The sequence below is a fragment of the Curtobacterium sp. C2H10 genome, from assembly GCF_025407985.1.
Classification (GTDB): domain Bacteria; phylum Actinomycetota; class Actinomycetes; order Actinomycetales; family Microbacteriaceae; genus Curtobacterium.
In genome coordinates, this window is record NZ_JABXGF010000046.1 from 1 (window position 1) to 16,393 (window position 16,393).

The following is a 16,393-nucleotide window of genomic DNA, read 5'->3' on the forward strand; positions in this document are numbered from 1 at the left end:
CGCCCCGCACACGACGACGGGCCCCGCGGCTGTGTGCGCGGGGCCCGTCGTGACGGTGTGGCAGCGAGCTACCGGACGGAGACCGGGGTCTCGTCGCGCTCCTCGTAGAGGACGTAGCCCTCTTCGCCGTGGACCGCGGTGTCGATGCCGGCGACCTCGTCCTCGGTCTTCACACGGAAGCCCATCGTCTTCTCGATGATCCAGCCGATGACGAAGGCGAGGATGAACGAGTAGAGACCGACCACGCCGGCAGCGGCGGCCTGCTTGCCGAGCTGCGTGAACGAGCCCGAGTAGATCAGGCCGGTGTCGTTGGCGAAGAAGCCGAGGTACAGCGTGCCGACGATGCCGCCGACCAGGTGCACGCCGACGACGTCGAGCGAGTCGTCGAAGCCGAGACGGTACTTCCAGTCGATCGCGAAGCAGCAGATGATGCCCGCGAGGAAGCCGAGCAGGATGCCCCAGCCCGGGGTGAGCGCGGCGCACGCCGGGGTGATGGCGACGAGGCCGGTGACGGCGCCCGACGCGGCACCGATCGAGGTGGCCTTGCCGTCCTTGAGCTTCTCGACGAGCAGCCAACCGAGGATCGCGGCGGCCGGGGCGGCGAGGGTGTTGACCCAGGCGATCGCGGCGATGCCGTCCGCGGCACCCTCGGAACCGGCGTTGAAGCCGAACCAGCCGAACCACAGGATCGCGGCACCGAGGAGCACGAAGGGCGGGTTGTGCGGCTTGTGCGCACCCTTGGCGAAGCCGACGCGCTTGCCGAGGACGATCGCCAGCGCGAGACCCGCGGCACCGGCGTTGATGTGGACCGCAGTGCCACCGGCGAAGTCGATGACGCCCCAGGTCGCTGCCCAGCCGGACGTGAGGTTGAAGACCCACGAGGCGACCGGGAAGTAGACGACCGTGACCCAGACGCCGGCGAAGACCATCCACGCGCCGAACTTGGCACGGTCGGCGATCGCACCGGAGATCAGGGCGACCGTGATGATCGCGAAGGTCGCCTGGAAGCCGACGAACGCCATCGAGGGGTACGCGGCGTTGATCGTCGAGGCCTTGGCCTCCTCGAACGCCTGCCCGAGGCCGATCTGGTTCCAGTCGATGCTGAAGAAGCCGACGACACCGGACACCGCCGTGCCGTCACCGTGGTTCGCGAAGGCGATGGCGTAGCCGTAGACGACCCAGAGGACGCTCACGAGCGCGATCGCCCCGAAGGACATCATCATCATGCTGATGACGGACTTGGCCTTCACCAGACCGCCGTAGAAGAAGGCCAGGCCGGGTGTCATGAACAACACCAGCGCCGCCATGACCAACACGAACGTCGTGTTGCCCTGATCAAGCATCTGTTCACCTCTCGATTGCACCAGCGGCTCTTGGTCCGCGTCGGGTGTCACCGAGTCTGGCGAGGCGAAGTTTCACGAGGGAGCACGAAGTGTTTCGCGGATGTAACGCGACGGCCCGGTGTGTAAACGTCGTGTTTCGTCCCCCGGGCAGTCCCCTGGACGGGGGCCACGAGTTCTCCCGGTCCGTCCGGACGGTGTCCGACAGCCGTCGCGGAACGGGGCCTGGAGGCGCGGCGCAGCGGGGCACCGGCTCCTCGCGACCGGCAGGCGGCTCAGTCCACGGCGCGGGTCAGCGCCACGACGCGGCTCGCCGCACGCAGGTACTTCTTGCGGTACCCGCCGTCGAGCATCGACTCGGGGTACACCCGGTCGAGCGGGGTGCCCGAGGCCACGATCCGGACCTGCGCGTCGTAGAGCCGGTCCACCAGCGCGACCCACCGGAGTGCATCGGTCTGGTCGGTGAAGGGCTGCACGTCGGTGAGGCCGACGGCGTCGAGGTCCTCGACCATCGCGACGTACTTCGACGGGTGCACGGACGCGAGGTGCCCGACCACCGCCCGGAAGTCGTCGAGCGTGACGTGTCCGCCGGGGAGTGCCGCGGCGACGTCGGCCACCACGCCCGCCGACTCGTCGACCGCACGCCGGCGGAAGTCGAGCCCGTCGATGCGCATGGTGTCGAACCGGTCGGACATCGCCTGGATCTCGCGCAGGAAGTCCTGCGCAGCGAACCGTCCCTCGCCGAGCGCACCCGGCGGCGTGTTCGAGGTGGCGGCGAACCGGGTGCCCGTCTCGGTGAGCTCCTTGATGAGGCGCGTCATCACCATCGTGTCACCGGGGTCGTCGAGCTCGAACTCGTCGATGCACACCAGCGCCGTCCCGCGCAGCAGGTCGACGGTGCCCTGGAACCCGAGGGCCCCGACGAGGGCCGTGTACTCGATGAACGTGCCGAACGTCTTCCGACCGGTCGCGGCGTGGTAGGCGGCGGCGAGCAGGTGGGTCTTCCCGACGCCGAACCCGCCGTCGAGGTAGACGCCGGACTTCACGGTCGACTCCGCCACGGGCTTCCGGCGACCGAACAGCCCCCGGCGAGGCTGGTCGGCGGGACCGGCGGCGACGAAGGCCTCCACCGCGTCGCGGACCGCCGCCTGCGACGGGTACTCCGCGTCGGGTCGGTAGGAGGCGAACGACGCGTCCTCGAACTGGGGCGGCGGGACCAGCGACGCAGCCATCTGCTGCGGGGTCACCTGCGGGTCGCGGTCGACGAGGTGTTCAGGCGCGGTGTTCGCTGACAATCGGGGCAGTCCTTCGGGAAGCATGTCGTGGGGTGTCACGTTGCGTCAGGAGCACGGCACGCCCGCGTACCGTTGCCCACAGGCACCGACGACCGATCCTAGTCCGGTGCCGGATGACCACCTGGAGGTAGCCCACCATGACCGCACCGGTCGACACGTCCGAGAAGTTCACCGCCTACGCCCACCCGGAGCGGCTCGTCTCCACCGAGTGGCTGCAGGAGCACCTGGACGCCGGCACCCCGGACCTGGTCGTCGTCGAGTCCGACGAGGACGTCCTGCTCTACGAGACGGGCCACGTCCCCGGTGCCGTGAAGATCGACTGGCACACCGACCTCAACGACCCGGTGCTCCGCGACTACATCGACGGCGAGGCCTTCGCCGAACTGCTCGGCAGCAAGGGCATCGGCCGCGAGACCACCGTGGTGATCTACGGCGACAAGAACAACTGGTGGGCCGCCTACGCCCTCTGGGTCTTCTCGCTGTTCGGCCACGAGGACGTCCGTCTCCTCGACGGCGGCCGGGCGAAGTGGATCGCCGAGGACCGCGCGCTCACCACCGACCAGACCGTGGTCACGCCGGTCGAGTACCCCGTCGTCGACCGGATCGACACCGAGATCCGCGCCTACAAGGACGACGTGCTCGCCCACCTCGGCAAGCCGCTGATCGACGTCCGCAGCGCCCCGGAGTACGCCGGCGACCGCACCACCGCGCCGGACTACCCGGAGGAGGGCGCCCTCCGCGCCGGCCACGTCCCCACCGCCGTGAACATCCCGTGGGCCACCGCCGCAGCACCGGACGGCACCTTCAAGACCCGCGAGGAGCTCGACGCGATCTACCGCGACGGCGCCGGCATCGGCGACGCGGACGAGGTCATCGCCTACTGCCGCATCGGCGAGCGGTCGAGCCACACCTGGTTCGTCCTGCAGCACCTGCTCGGGTACGAGAACGTCCGCAACTACGACGGCTCGTGGACCGAGTGGGGCAGCGCGGTCCGCGTCCCGATCGCCGTCGGCACCGAACCGGGTACGATCACCGACCGATGACCGACGCACTCCCCCAGTCCCTCGCCGAGATCCGCGACGACTTCCTCGAACTCTCCCAGCAGGACCGCCTGCAGCTGCTCCTCGAGTTCTCGAACGAGCTCCCGGCGCTTCCAGAGCGCCTGCAGGGGCACGAGGACGAGCTCGAACGCGTCGAGGAGTGCCAGTCCCCCGTCTTCATCACGGTCACCGTGGGTGCCGACGGCGACGCGCCCGGCATCGTCCGGATGCACGCCACGGCGCCGCGCGAGGCACCGACCACGCGGGGCTTCGCGTCGATCCTCGCGCAGGGGCTGTCCGGCCTGACCGCCGAGCAGGTGCTCGCCGTGCCGGCGGACTACCCGCTGACGATCGGGCTGAGCGAGGCGGTCAGCCCGCTGCGGATCCGCGGCATGGTCGGGATGCTGGGCCGGGTGCAGCGGCAGGTGCAGGCGCAGGCCGCGGTCGCGTAGACGTCACAACACACTGACGGGAGGCGCGGTGCCAGCTGGCACCGCGCCTCCCGTCCGTCTGCCGGTCGCGTCTACTGCTGGTGGGTCGCGCTGGTGGGCTGGACCACCTCGGTCAGCCACGCGAGGATGCGGGCGTCGAACCAGTCGGCGTCGTGGTTCCAGAGCTTGGTGTGCCGGGCGGTCGTCTGCACCTCGAGCCGCACGATGTCGGGCCGGGCCTCGGCGAGGGCGTGCGACGCGGACGACGGGACGAACCCGTCGTCGTCGCTGTGCATGAGCAGGATCGGGACGTGCAGCTCGTCGGCCCGCGCGACCATGTCGAGCTGCCGCAGGTCGACCGGCTGCCGCAGGCCCGTGAGCCGATGCAGGACCGGGGTGCGGAGGAGGCGCTGCGCGACCTTCCGGACCGGCCGCGGCAGGCGGAGCAGCTGGCTCTGCGACTTGAGCACCGCGTGCCAGTCGACCACGGGCGACTCGAGCACGACACCGTCCACGAGGTCCGCGAACGCCGACCGGAGCAGGGTCTGCAGCACGACCGCGCCGCCCATCGACCAGCCCATCAGGACGACGCTCGACGCGCCCTGCCCTGCGAGCCAGCGGAGGACCGCGTCGATGTCCTCCCACTCGGTGCTGCCGAGGCCGTAGCGGCCGTCGACGCTCCGCGGGGCGACGCCGTCGTTGCGCCAGCTCGCCAGCACCACGGAGTACCCCGCCGCCCGGAAGACCGGCACCGCGCGGATCGTCTCGGCGCGGGTCACCCCACGACCGTGCACGAGGACGGCCCACGGCGCGTCCGGGTCGTCGGCGCGGACCACCCAGGCGGGTGCGGGGCCGTTCGGGGTGGGGACGTCGATGTCCTCGACCGGGACGTCGAGCTCCCCGGGGGTCAGGTAGAACCAGCCGCCCCACCGACCCCGGCGGGCCGCGGTCGGGTCGCCGGCGTCGATCGCGATGATGCGGCGGGTGACGGTCGTGTCGGTGGTGCCTAGGACCTCGCCGACGCGCATGTGCCCGGTCCCGCCGCCGAACCAGAGGCTGTAGCGGCCCTGCAGTTCGGTGTCCGCGGTGCGCTCGAGCGTCACCGTCCGCCGCACGGGGTCGACGGCGTGGATCGGGACGCGTTCGGTGCGCTTGCGGTCGGGGGTGACCACCGCTCGGGCCACCGCCGCGACGAACCCGCCGATCACCGCGGTGGTGACGGCGGCCGCTGCGATGCCCGCTCCCAGGGCGACGAACCCGGCCGATCGTGCGGTCTCCTGGACGACGTCCTCGGCGGGTCGCGCGGATCGGGACATGGTCCGGAGCCTAGTCTGCATTCGTGTCCGAAACCCGAGAGCCCGACGCCTTCGCGCGGCTCCGTGCGTTCGTGGCGTCCGGCGGCGCGCGCGCCGAGACGACCGTCACCGAGATCCCCTCGCCGTCGCGCATCGCCCCGTTCTCGATCGCCCTGGCGGCGGACGTCTCGGGCGCGGCGCACGGCATCGACTCCGACCTCGGGACGGGCCGGTTCATCGCCCTGCACGACCCGGACGAACCCGAGGGCTGGGGCGGGTCGTTCCGCATCGTGACCTTCGCCCAGGCACCGCTCGAACCGGAGATCGGTGTCGACGAGTTCGTCGCGGACGTGACGTGGAGCTGGCTGGTCGACGCCCTCGCCGCGCACGGTGCGACCTACGACCACGCCTCGGGCACGGCGACCAAGATCATCTCCCGCGGCTACGGCGACCTCGCGGCGCAGGGCGACGGGGCGCAGCTCGAACTGCGCGCCTCGTGGACCCCGCGCGGGGACGACCTCACCGCACACGTCGAGGCGTGGGAGGAGATCGTGGCGATGCTCGCCGGTCTCCCGCCCGCGTCGGACGGCGTGACCCTGTTGGCCCCGAGGAGGCTCGCACGTGACTGACCCCGCATCTCCGGCCGGGGCGTCGCCCGCTGTCCCGTCGGCGTCGCCGGCTGTTCCGCCGTCGGCTGCTCCGTCCGCGGCGTCGCCGGCGTTCGAGGCGTCGCACGACGCGGTCCACGTGATCGCCTCGCGCGAGGAGTACCTCGACGCCGTCGCCGCCATCGCGGCGGGCCACGGCCCGGTCGCCGTCGACGCCGAGCGCGCGAGCGGCTACCGGTACTCGCAGCGGGCGTACCTCATCCAGGTGTTCCGCCGCGGTGCCGGCGCGTTCCTCTTCGACCCGATCCCGATCGGCGACTTCTCCGAGCTCCAGGACGCGATCGTCGACGAGGAGTGGCTCTTCCACGCCGCGTCGCAGGACCTCCCCTGCCTGCAGGAGGTCGGCCTCGTCCCGACCCGCATCTTCGACACCGAGCTCGGTGCCCGCATCGCCGGGTTCCCCCGGGTCGGCCTCGGTGCCGTCGTGGAGCAGCTGCTCGGGATCACGCTCGCGAAGGCCCACTCCGCCGCGGACTGGTCGACCCGGCCGCTCCCGCAATCGTGGTTGGTGTACGCGGCACTCGACGTCGAGCTGCTCCCCGACCTCCGTGACGCGCTCGCGGCGAAGCTCGACGAGGCGGGCAAGTCCCGCATCGCCGAAGAGGAGTTCGCCGCCGTCCTGACACGGGCACCGAAGCCGCCGAAGGCCGAGCCGTGGCGCCGCCTGTCCGGCATGCACGCCCTCCGTGGCTCCAGGGCACTCGCGATCGCCCGGTCGCTCTGGACGGCACGCGACGCCTACGCCCGCGAAGCCGACATCGCGCCGGGTCGCACCATCCCGGACTCGGCGATCGTCGCGGCCGCGGCGGCGAACCCGGCCTCGAAGGGTGAGCTGAGCGGGGTGAAGGCCTTCACGGGTCGTGCCAGCCGGTCCGAGCTCGACCGCTGGTGGGCCGCCGTCGACGAGGGCCGCACGACCGAGGACCTCCCCCGGCTCCGCGGCACCGGCGAGGCCACGCTGCCGCCGCCCCGGGCCTGGGCCGACCGCAACCCGGCAGCCGACCGCCGGTACAAGGCCGCGCGGGCCGCCGTGGTGCAGCGCGCCGAGGAGCTCGACCTGCCCGTCGAGAACCTGCTCACGCCGGACACCCTCCGCACGGTGTCGTGGGAGCCGCCGACGCCGATCGCCACCGAGACCGTCGGTGCCGTGCTCGCCGCGCACGACGCCCGCCCCTGGCAGGTCGAGGAGACGGCGTCGATCATCGCGCACGCCTTTGTCGCTGCTGCACAGGAGCCTGCTGCCGAGAGCAACACCGAGTCGTAGGAACGCCCCAACGGGCATGCGTCCGCACAGGCTCGGGGCATAGCGTCGCTGGTGCACGCCGGGTCGGACCCGGCCGGGCGGGGCGGGACGCGCCCAGCCTGATCAACGAGGATCTGGAGGCCCAGATTGCCAAAGGCAGCAGACGTCGTCTTCGTCGACGGAGTTCGGACACCGTTCGGACGAGCCGGGGAGAAGGGGGTGTTCTGGAAGACCCGCGCGGATGACCTCGCGGTGCACGCGATGCGCGGACTCCTCGACCGGAACGCCTCGTTGGACGGGGCCGCGGTGGACGACGTCGCCGTGGCGGCCACCACGCAGCAGGGCGACCAGGGGCTCACCCTCGGCCGGACGGTCGGCATGCTCGCCGGACTCCCGAAGACCGTCCCCGGGTACGCGATCGACCGCATGTGCGCCGGTGCCATGACGAGCGTGACCACCCTCGCCGGCGCCATCGCGTTCGGCGCGGCCGACGTCGCCATCGCCGGCGGTGTCGAGCACATGGGGCGCCACCCGATGGGCTTCAACTCCGACCCGAACCCGCGCTTCATCGCCGAGCGCATGGTCAACGGCGACGCACTCGTGATGGGCAAGACCGCCGAGCGCCTGCACGACCGCTTCCCCGCGATCACCAAGGACCGCACGGACGCCTACGCCGTCCAGTCCCAGCAGCGCTACGCCGCCGCGTGGGCCGCGGGCAAGCTCCAGCCGGACCTGGTGCCGGTCGAGGTGAACACCGGCGAGGGCTGGGACATCGTCTCCAGTGACGAGCCGCCCCGCCCCGGCACCACGCTCGAGGCCCTGGCAGCGCTGAAGACGCCGTTCCGCTCGCACGGACGCATCACCGCCGGCAACGCGGCAGGCCTGAACGACGGCGCCACCATGAGCCTGCTCGCCTCGGCCGACGCGGCGAAGCAGCACGGGCTGCCGACGAAGATGCGCATGGTCTCGTTCGCCTTCGCGGGCGTCGACCCCGAGGTGATGGGCATCGGACCGGTGCCCGCGACCGACAAGGCGCTGGCGAAGGCCGGGCTGTCGATCGACGACATCGGGCTGTTCGAGATCAACGAGGCGTTCGCCGTCCAGGTGCTCGCCTTCCTCGACAACTACGGGATCGCCCAGGACTCGACGAACGTGAACGCCTGGGGCGGCGCGATCGCCGTCGGGCACCCGCTCGCCTCGAGCGGCGTCCGCCTGATGACCCAGCTCGCAGCTCAGTTCGCCGAGCGTCCGGACGTCCGGTACGGCATCACGACGATGTGCATCGGGCTCGGCCAGGGCGGCACCGTCATCTGGGAGAACCCGAACTTCAGCAAGTCCGCGGCACGGAAGGCGGCGTGACCATGACCATCGTCGACAACGACCAGCTCCTCGCCCTCAGCGAGGACGAGGTGGTCACCCACTCGTACCTGAAGCACGTCGCGCTGCCGTCCGGTGGCACGCTCGCGCTCATCACGCTCGACAACGGCAAGGACTACAAGCGACCGTCGACCCTCGGGCCGCGCACGCTGCACGAGCTCTCCGGGGTCCTCGACACCCTGCGGACCGAAGCGTCCGCCGGGACGATCGAGGCCGTTGCGATCACCGGCAAGGAGTACTGCTTCGCCGCCGGTGCCGACCTCTCGCAGGCTGCCTCGGTGCCGTCGCGGGACGTCGCCCACGACCTGGCCGCCCTCGGACACGCGACGCTCCGGAAGCTCTCCGACCTCGGCGTCCCCTCCTTCGCGCTCATCAACGGGATCGCGCTCGGCGGTGGCCTCGAGATCGGGCTGCACTGCACGTACCGGGCGTTCTCGTCGGCCGCGCAGGGCATCGGGCTCCCCGAGGTCTTCCTCGGCATCATCCCCGGGTGGGGCGGCGCAACGCTGCTCCCCCGCCTGATCGGCCCCGAGAAGGCGCTCCGCGTCATCGTCGAGAACCCGCTCAAGAACAACCGCCTGATGGACGGTCCGGCCGCGGTCGAGCTCGGCATCGGCGACGCGCTCATCCCCTCGGTCACCTTCCTGCCCTCCGCGGTGGCGTGGATCGACGGCGTCGTGTCCGGTCGCACCAAGGTCGTGCGGAAGAACGAGCCCGGCATGATCGAGAAGGCCGCGTGGGGCACCGTCGTGAAGGTCGCCCGCAGCCAGGTCGCATCGAAGATCGGCACGGTCCCGAAGTCGCCGTTCCGGGCGCTCGACCTCGTCGCCGCGGCGAAGTCCGGCTCGCTCGACGAACGGTTCGCCGACGAGGACGACGCCTTGGCCGACCTCATCTCGGGCGATCAGTTCGCCGCGTCGATGTACGCGTTCGACCTCGTGCAGAAGCGTGCGAAGAAGCCGGTGGGCGCCCCCGCGGACGTCTCGCCGCGCCCCGTCACGAAGGTCGGCGTCCTGGGCGCCGGCCTGATGGCGTCCCAGTTCGCGCTGCTCTTCGCCCGACGCCTCGGCGTCCCGGTCGTCATCACCGACGTCGACCAGTCCCGCGTCGACGCCGGCGTGGAGCGCATCCGCGGCGAGGTGGACAAGCTCCTCGACAAGGGCCGGGTCTCCCCCGACGACGCGAACCGCATCAAGGCGCTCGTGTCCGGGTCGGTGTCCTACGACGCCTTCGCGGACGCCGACTGGGTCATCGAGGCCGTCTTCGAGGAGATGAGCGTCAAGCAGGAGGTCTTCCGGAAGATCGAGCAGGTCATCGCTCCGGACGCGATCCTCGCCACGAACACCTCGTCGCTGTCGGTGTCCGAGATGGGGTCCGTGCTGTCCGACCCGTCGCGACTCGTCGGGTTCCACTTCTTCAACCCCGTCGCCGTGATGCCGCTGCTCGAGGTCGTGCGCACCGCCTCGACCTCCGACGAGACCCTCGCCACGGCCCTCGCCGTCGCGAAGACGCTCAAGAAGACCGCGATCATCACGGCCGACCAGCCGGGCTTCGTCGTGAACCGGGTGCTCGCCCGGGTCCTCGGCGAGGCGATGCGCGGCGTCGAGGAGGGCACGTCGTTCGACGTCGTCGCCCAGGGCGCTGCGCCGCTCGGCCTGCCGATGTCGCCGTTCGAGCTGCTCGAGCTCGTCGGCCTGCCGGTCGGTGCGCACGTGCTCGACTCGCACCACGCCGCCTGGCCGGAGCGCTTCTACCCGGGTGACGGCCTGAAGAAGATCGCCGAGTTCGGGCACATCCTGACCCGCGACAAGAAGGGCACCGCGACCGGGTACGACCCCGCTGCCGTGAAGCTCGTCGCACCGTCGAAGAAGGACGCGAGGCCGGTCGACGCTGCCGAGATGCAGCGCCGCTTCGAGGACGCCCTCGCCGACGAGCTGCACCGCATGCTCGAGGACGAGGTCGTCCAGCACGTCGAGGAGATCGACCTCGGGCTCATCCTCGGCGCGGGCTACCCGTTCCAGGCCGGTGGCATCAGCCCGTACCTCGACCGCTCCGGTGCGTCCGAGCGGGTCTTCGGCGGGGCGTTCCACGAGCCGCTGATCGTCGGGCCGGCCTCGCGCTAGCTGCGGCCGCTCGGCTCCGCACAACCGAAGTCACCCCGAACCGCGGCGATCCGTGGTTCGGGGTGACTTTCGTTGTGCGGCGTACGGTCGAACCATGGCACAGGAGTGGTGGGCACCGAGGACGACCGGGCACCCCAGCGTCGTCGTGCCCGTGCCGCTCGACGAGGTCCCGGAGCTGCTCGACCGCGCCGTGCACGCCGTCCCGGGAGCAGCGGCGATGGAGATCCGTCCGGACGGGGCCGTCATCGTCCGCCGGACCTCGTTCGCCGTCCGCGCCGAGAACATCGTCATGACGTTCGCGCGCGAGGGGCCGACGTCCTCGCGCGTGGAGATCATCCGCGAGGGCCGCGACGGCCTGTCGTACGGCCAGGTCCTCTGGGTGACGCCGATGGCCCGCGCGATCCTGCGCGAGCTCGTGTCCGCCGCCGCCGGGCCGCCCGCGCCGCACTGACCCCGCGCGCCCGTGCCGCCGGGCTTCGGATCGAACCACGGATCCGACATCGAACTCGTCGATCCGCCCGGTTCGACGTCGCATTCGTGGTTCGACCCGCCGCCGGCGGGGCCACGACCGGCGCGCCCCGCCCGCGCCGCTCAGCGGTCGGCGGACTCCCGGGAGCGCGACGCCGCCCGCGCCGGCTTCGCCTGCGGCAGCTTCGTCCCGACGACCTGGTCGATGACGTCCCGGGCGATCGCCTGCGCGGTCAGCCCCACGTCCTCGAGGATCTGGGACCGCGACGCGTGGTCGATGAACGCGTCCGGCAGCCCGAGCTCGTTCACCCCGGTGTCGACACCCGCAGCGCGCAGGTCCTGCCGCAGCCGCGTCCCGACGCCACCGACCCGCACCCCGTCCTCGAGCGTGATCACGAGCCGGTGGTCACGCGACAGGTCGATGAGCGACGCGGGGATCGGCACCACCCACCGCGGGTCGACGACCGTCACGCCGATGCCCTGGGACTCGAGCAGCGCCGCCGCGTCGAGCGCCACCGGCACCATCGAGCCCACGGCGACGAACAGGACGTCGGGCTCCTGGTCGGACGACGGCGACCGCAGCACGTCCACCCCGTCCCGGAGTCGACGCTCCGCGACGATGTCCGGCCCGACCTGTCCCTTCGACCAGCGCAGCACGGTGGGTGCGTCGTCGACGGCGACGGCCTCGCGGAACTCCTCACGCAGGGTCGCGGCGTCACGGGGTGCGGCGATCCGGATCCCGGGCACGACCTGCAGCAACGCGAGGTCCCACATGCCGTGGTGCGACGGCCCGTCCGGCCCGGTGATGCCCGCGCGGTCGAGCACGAAGGTGACGCCGGCCCGGTGCAGCGCGACGTCCATGAGCACCTGGTCGAACGCCCGGTTCAGGAACGTCGCGTACAGCGCCACGACGGGGTGCAGGCCGCCGAACGCGAGTCCGGCCGCGGTCGTCACGGCGTGCTGCTCGGCGATCCCGACGTCGATCACGCGCGAGGGGTGCTGTTCCTGGAAGAGGTGCAGCCCGGTCGGGCGGAGCATCGCAGCGGTGATCGCCACGATCTTCTCGTCCGACGCGCCGACCTCCGCCAGCGTCGAGGCGAACACCGAGGTCCACGACGGCCCCGACGACACGTCGAGCGACTCCCCGGTCTCCGGGTCGATGTGCCCGACCGCGTGGAACTGGTCGGCCTGGTCGCGCAGCGCGGGCTCGAACCCGTGCCCCTTCTCGGTGATGGCGTGCACGATCGTCGGCGCGCCGTACGCCTTCGCCTGGCGGAGTGCGGCCTCCATCGCCCGCTGGTCGTGCCCGTTCACCGGCCCGATGTACTTGATGTCGAGGTTCGAGTAGAGCGCCTCGTTGTTCGTGAACCGCGAGAGGAACCCGTGCAGCCCGCCGCGCATCCCGCGGTAGAGCGCCCGCCCGGGTGCACCGAACCGCGCCGCCGCGGCTTGGGACTTCTCGAACAGCGCCCGGTACTCGCGGCGCGTGCGCACCGAGCTGAGGAACCGCGCCATGCCACCGATGGTCGGCGCGTACGAGCGCCCGTTGTCGTTGACGACGATGACGAGTCGACGGTCGTTGCCGTCGGAGATGTTGTTGAGGGCCTCCCACGTCATCCCGCCGGTGAGCGCACCGTCGCCGACGACCGCGACCACGGTCCGGTCGGCCTGGCCGGTCTGCACGAAGGCGCGGGAGATGCCGTCCGCCCAGGACAGCGACGAGGACGCGTGCGAGGACTCCACGATGTCGTGCTCCGACTCGCTCCGCTGCGGGTACCCGGCGAGGCCGCCCCGCTCGCGCAGCCGCGAGAAGTCCTGCCGCCCGGTGACGAGCTTGTGCACGTACGACTGGTGCCCGGTGTCGAAGACGAACGGGTCGTGCGGCGAGTCGAACACCCGGTGCATCGCCAGCGTGAGCTCGACGACGCCGAGGTTCGGACCGAGGTGGCCGCCGGTCTTCGCGACCTCGGCGACGAGGAAGCGTCGGATCTCGGCGCCGAGGTCCGTCATCTGCGCGTCGGAGAGACGCTTCAGGTCGCGCGGCGACGTGATGCTCGAGAGCAGACTCACGGGCGCTCCTTTCGTGGGGCTGTCGGCCCACTCTATGCGCGTGACCCGACAACGGACGGGAGGCGCGGTGCCAGCTGGCACCGCGCCTCCTGTCCGTCGGACGGGTGCGTCAGACGAGCGACCGCAGCACGTACTGCAGGATGCCGCCGTTGCGGTAGTAGTCCGCCTCACCCGGGGTGTCGATGCGGACGACCGCGTCGAACTCGATCGTCTCCTTGCCGGCGGGCGAGTGCTCGCTCGGCGCAGCCGTGACGTGCACCGTCTTGGGCGTACGGCCCTCGTTCAGCTCGGTCAGGCCGGAGATCGAGACGACCTCGGTGCCGTCGAGCCCGAGGGACTCGACCGACTCGCCGGCGGGGAACTGCAGCGGCACGACGCCCATGCCGATGAGGTTCGAGCGGTGGATGCGCTCGAAGCTCTCGGTGATGACCGCGCGGACGCCGAGCAGGTTCGTGCCCTTCGCCGCCCAGTCGCGGGACGAACCGGAGCCGTACTCCTTGCCACCGAAGATGACGAGCGGGATGCCCTGCTCCTGGTAGTGCTGCGATGCGTCGTAGATGAACGACTGCGCACCGTCCGGCGTCGTGAAGTCGCGGGTGTAGCCGCCCTCCACGCCGTCGAGGAGCTGGTTGCGGAGGCGGATGTTCGCGAACGTGCCGCGGATCATGACCTCGTGGTTGCCGCGACGCGAGCCGTAGGAGTTGAAGTCCTTGCGGTCGACGCCGTGCTCGGCGAGGTACTTGCCCGCCGGGCTGTCGGCCTTGATCGACCCGGCCGGCGAGATGTGGTCGGTCGTGACCGAGTCGCCGAGCTTCGCGAGCACCCGGGCGCCGGAGATGTCCGACACCGCGTCGGGCTGCATGGTCATGCCCTCGAAGTACGGGGGCTTCCGCACGTAGGTCGACTCGGTGTCCCACTCGAACGTGTCGCCCGTCGGGGTCGGCAGGTTCTTCCAGCGGTCGTCGCCCTCGAACACGGAGCCGTACTCGTGGGTGAACATCTCGGTGTCGATCGACGCGTCGATGACCTGCTGGACCTCGACCGCGTCGGGCCAGATGTCCTGCAGGAAGACGTCCTTGCCGTCCTGGTCCTGCCCGAGGGCGTCCTTGTCGAAGTCGAAGTGCATCGACCCGGCGAGGGCGTACGCGATGACCAGCGGCGGGGAGGCCAGGTAGTTCATCTTCACGTCGGGGTTGATGCGCCCCTCGAAGTTGCGGTTGCCCGAGAGCACCGCGGTGACGGCGAGGTCGTTGTCCTGCACGGCCTGCGAGATCTCCTCCGGCAGCGGGCCCGAGTTGCCGATGCAGGTGGTGCAGCCGTAGCCGACCGTGTAGAAGCCGAGCTGCTCGAGGTAGGTCGTGAGACCGGCCTTCTCGTAGTAGTCCGTGACCACCTTCGACCCCGGCGCGAGCGTGGTCTTGACCCACGGCTTCGCGGTAAGGCCCTTCTTCGCGGCGTTCCGGGCAAGGATGCCGGCGGCCATCATGACCGACGGGTTCGACGTGTTCGTGCACGACGTGATCGCGGCGATCGCGACGGCACCGTGGTCGATCGTGAACGGGTCGGCCCCGTCCATCGCGACCTTCGTCGGCTGCGAGGCCGTCGACGGGGCGCTCGAGACGTAGACGTGCTCGTGCAGCGCGGTGTCCTCGTTCGTGGAACCGGCGGCGATCGGGTCGGAGGCGGGGAAGGTCTCCTCCACCGCGTCGTCGAGGTCGGTCTGCTCGCTCGGCGTCGTGTAGTTGCCGAGGTCGACCTCGAACTGGGTCTTCGCCTTCGAGAGCTCGATGCGGTCCTGGGGGCGCTTCGGGCCGGAGATCGACGGGACGACCGTCGAGAGGTCGAGCTCCATGTACTCCGAGTAGTTCGGCTCGACCGCAGCGTCGTGCCAGAGGCCCTGGGTCTTGGCGTAGGCCTCGACGAGCGCGATCTGGTCCTCGGAGCGGCCGGTGAGGCGGAGGTAGTCGAGCGTCACGTCGTCGACCGGGAACATCGCCGCCGTGGAGCCGAACTCCGGCGACATGTTGCCGATGGTGGCGCGGTTCGCGAGCGGGACCTCGCCGACGCCCTCGCCGTAGAACTCGACGAACTTGCCGACGACGCCGTGCTTGCGGAGCTCCTGCGTGATGGTGAGCACCACGTCGGTCGCGGTCACGCCGGCCGGGATCGACCCGGACAGCTTGAAGCCGACGACCTTCGGGATGAGCATCGACACCGGCTGCCCGAGCATCGCCGCCTCGGCCTCGATGCCGCCGACGCCCCAGCCGAGCACGCCGAGCCCGTTCACCATCGTGGTGTGCGAGTCGGTGCCGACGAGGGTGTCCGGGTAGGCGTAGGTCTCGCCGTCGAAGTCACGCGTGTAGGTGACCTTCGCCAGGTACTCGATGTTGACCTGGTGCACGATGCCGGTTCCGGGCGGGACGACCTTGAAGTCCTCGAACGCGGTCTGGCCCCAGCGGAGGAACTGGTAGCGCTCACCGTTCCGCTCGTACTCGAGGTCGGTGTTGCGCTGGAGTGCGTCCTCGCGACCGAAGAGGTCGGCGATGACGGAGTGGTCGATGACCATCTCGGCCGGCGACAGCGGGTTGATCTTGTTCGGGTCGCCGCCGATCTCGGCCATCGCCTCGCGCATGGTGGCGAGGTCGACGATGCACGGGACGCCGGTGAAGTCCTGCATGACCACGCGGGCCGGCGAGAACTGGATCTCGGTGTCCGGCTCGGCGTCGGGCTGCCACGACCCGAGGGCGCGGATCTGGTCCTCGGTGACGTTCTTGCCGTCCTCGGTGCGGAGGAGGTTCTCGAGCAGCACCTTCAGGCTGTACGGGAGCTTCTCGTGCCCGGGCACCGTGTCGATCCGGTGGATCGCGTAGTCGACACCCCCAACCGACAGCGTGTCCTTCGAGCCGAAGCTGTTGACTGCAGCCACTGTGCCGCCTCCCTGGTTGATCGGTGTGCCCCCATCCAAGCGGGGCGCGAGGCGTCCCACCAGCAAGGCAAACCTAAACCCGCCAGCCCGGGAAGGGCCGCGGGGAATTATCTCGAT

12 protein-coding genes are annotated in these 16,393 nt (G+C 70.9%); 7 read left to right on the plus strand and 5 right to left on the minus strand.

Features of this window, described 5'->3' with window-relative positions; translation table 11 throughout:
- Positions 1-68 precede the first annotated feature (68 nt).
- Together HWD93_RS14470 and zapE are read right to left on the minus strand one after the other, a co-directional pair.
- The gene (locus tag HWD93_RS14470) at positions 69-1,343 is read right to left on the minus strand and encodes an ammonium transporter (protein ID WP_070418818.1); all 1,275 of its coding nucleotides are present in this window, start codon (positions 1,341-1,343) and stop codon (positions 69-71) included.
- Positions 1,344-1,615: 272 nt separating this feature from the next.
- Positions 1,616-2,659, minus strand: coding sequence for a cell division protein ZapE (gene zapE, locus HWD93_RS14475; protein ID WP_374115173.1), 1,044 nt, complete (start codon positions 2,657-2,659; stop codon positions 1,616-1,618).
- Between the two features lie 113 nt (positions 2,660-2,772).
- Here zapE and HWD93_RS14480 point away from each other — a divergent pair, with 113 nt between their 5' ends.
- Positions 2,773-3,678 carry a sulfurtransferase gene (locus HWD93_RS14480; RefSeq protein ID WP_071295260.1) on the plus strand — a complete coding sequence of 302 codons (906 nt, stop codon included), beginning with the start codon at positions 2,773-2,775 and terminating at the stop codon, positions 3,676-3,678.
- Entirely contained in the window at positions 3,675-4,127 is a 453-nt protein-coding gene (locus HWD93_RS14485) for a SufE family protein (protein ID WP_071295259.1), read from the plus strand. Before HWD93_RS14480 ends, HWD93_RS14485 begins: the two co-directional genes overlap by 4 nt.
- Before the next feature lie 71 nt (positions 4,128-4,198).
- On the opposite strand, the gene HWD93_RS14490 is transcribed toward HWD93_RS14485, so the two are convergent.
- Positions 4,199-5,422, minus strand: a complete 1,224-nt coding sequence (locus HWD93_RS14490; protein ID WP_261647202.1) for a lysophospholipase — start codon at positions 5,420-5,422, stop codon at positions 4,199-4,201.
- Between the two features lie 23 nt (positions 5,423-5,445).
- On the opposite strand from HWD93_RS14490, the gene HWD93_RS14495 reads away from it, so the two are divergent.
- From HWD93_RS14495 to HWD93_RS14515, 5 genes are all read left to right on the plus strand, one after another.
- The gene (locus HWD93_RS14495; RefSeq protein ID WP_070418813.1) at positions 5,446-6,030 is read left to right on the plus strand and encodes a DUF3000 domain-containing protein; all 585 of its coding nucleotides are present in this window, start codon (positions 5,446-5,448) and stop codon (positions 6,028-6,030) included.
- Positions 6,023-7,333, plus strand: a complete 1,311-nt coding sequence (locus tag HWD93_RS14500; RefSeq protein WP_374115174.1) for an HRDC domain-containing protein — start codon at positions 6,023-6,025, stop codon at positions 7,331-7,333. The genes HWD93_RS14495 and HWD93_RS14500 overlap by 8 nt, the downstream gene beginning before the upstream one ends.
- A gap of 126 nt (positions 7,334-7,459) precedes the next feature.
- Positions 7,460-8,671: a thiolase family protein gene (locus tag HWD93_RS14505; RefSeq protein WP_070418811.1), complete on the plus strand. Its 1,212-nt coding sequence runs from the start codon at positions 7,460-7,462 to the stop codon at positions 8,669-8,671.
- Positions 8,672-8,673: 2 nt separating this feature from the next.
- Positions 8,674-10,812 (plus strand): 3-hydroxyacyl-CoA dehydrogenase NAD-binding domain-containing protein, encoded by a 2,139-nt coding sequence (locus tag HWD93_RS14510; protein ID WP_261647208.1) that lies wholly within the window; start codon positions 8,674-8,676, stop codon positions 10,810-10,812.
- A gap of 94 nt (positions 10,813-10,906) precedes the next feature.
- Complete coding sequence (locus tag HWD93_RS14515) at positions 10,907-11,263, plus strand: hypothetical protein (RefSeq protein ID WP_261647203.1); 357 nt, start codon at positions 10,907-10,909, stop codon at positions 11,261-11,263.
- 140 nt (positions 11,264-11,403) lie between these two features.
- Here HWD93_RS14515 and dxs read toward each other — a convergent pair whose 3' ends face one another.
- Both dxs and acnA read right to left on the minus strand, forming a co-directional pair.
- Positions 11,404-13,350, minus strand: a complete 1,947-nt coding sequence (gene dxs, locus HWD93_RS14520; RefSeq protein WP_071302915.1) for a 1-deoxy-D-xylulose-5-phosphate synthase — start codon at positions 13,348-13,350, stop codon at positions 11,404-11,406.
- A gap of 109 nt (positions 13,351-13,459) precedes the next feature.
- Positions 13,460-16,276, minus strand: a complete 2,817-nt coding sequence (gene acnA, locus HWD93_RS14525; RefSeq protein ID WP_071302914.1) for an aconitate hydratase AcnA — start codon at positions 16,274-16,276, stop codon at positions 13,460-13,462.
- Positions 16,277-16,393: the final 117 nt, after the last annotated feature.

Bases quoted from the DNA above. Each gene is read 5' to 3' on its own strand.
- HWD93_RS14510 (WP_261647208.1), top strand. From the start codon at position 8,674: ATGACCATCGTCGACAACGACCAGCTCCTCGCCCTCAGCGAGGACGAG.
- HWD93_RS14515 (WP_261647203.1), top strand. From the start codon at position 10,907: ATGGCACAGGAGTGGTGGGCACCGAGGACGACCGGGCACCCCAGCGTC.
- zapE (WP_374115173.1), bottom strand. From the start codon at position 2,659: ATGCTTCCCGAAGGACTGCCCCGATTGTCAGCGAACACCGCGCCTGAA.
- HWD93_RS14480 (WP_071295260.1), top strand. From the start codon at position 2,773: ATGACCGCACCGGTCGACACGTCCGAGAAGTTCACCGCCTACGCCCAC.
- HWD93_RS14490 (WP_261647202.1), bottom strand. From the start codon at position 5,422: ATGTCCCGATCCGCGCGACCCGCCGAGGACGTCGTCCAGGAGACCGCA.
- HWD93_RS14485 (WP_071295259.1), top strand. From the start codon at position 3,675: ATGACCGACGCACTCCCCCAGTCCCTCGCCGAGATCCGCGACGACTTC.
- HWD93_RS14470 (WP_070418818.1), bottom strand. From the start codon at position 1,343: ATGCTTGATCAGGGCAACACGACGTTCGTGTTGGTCATGGCGGCGCTG.